This window comes from Rhodoplanes roseus, assembly GCF_003258865.1.
Lineage (GTDB): Bacteria > Pseudomonadota > Alphaproteobacteria > Rhizobiales > Xanthobacteraceae > Rhodoplanes > Rhodoplanes roseus.
The window spans coordinates 1-242 of the sequence record NZ_NPEX01000977.1 but is presented as its reverse complement, the minus strand read 5'-3'; the positions used below and the strand labels follow the sequence as shown (position 1 = coordinate 242).

Genomic DNA, 242 nt, shown 5'->3' with positions numbered 1-242 from the left:
CATCTGCCGAAGAATGCAGGAGACAATGCGCAACGAAGACACAGGCCTGCGCTGGTTCCTGCGTGGTGTCGGCGGCATCGTTTCGGTGCCCGCCTTCATTCTCATGGCGTCCTTTATCGGCTTCGGAGTCTTGTGCCGGGAATCCGGAATCACGCTCGGGGAAGCCGTCTTCATGACAGGCTTCGTGTGGGCGTTGCCGAGCCAGCTCGTGCTCGTGGGCGCCATCGCCGCGGGAACGCCCG

The 242-nt window shown here is 63.2% G+C and carries 1 protein-coding gene; it reads left to right on the top strand.

The window, feature by feature from the left end; translation table 11 throughout:
• Positions 1–25 precede the first annotated feature (25 nt).
• The coding region (locus CH341_RS33250) for an AzlC family ABC transporter permease (protein WP_245431368.1) at positions 26–242 on the top strand (217 nt) is incomplete at its 3' end.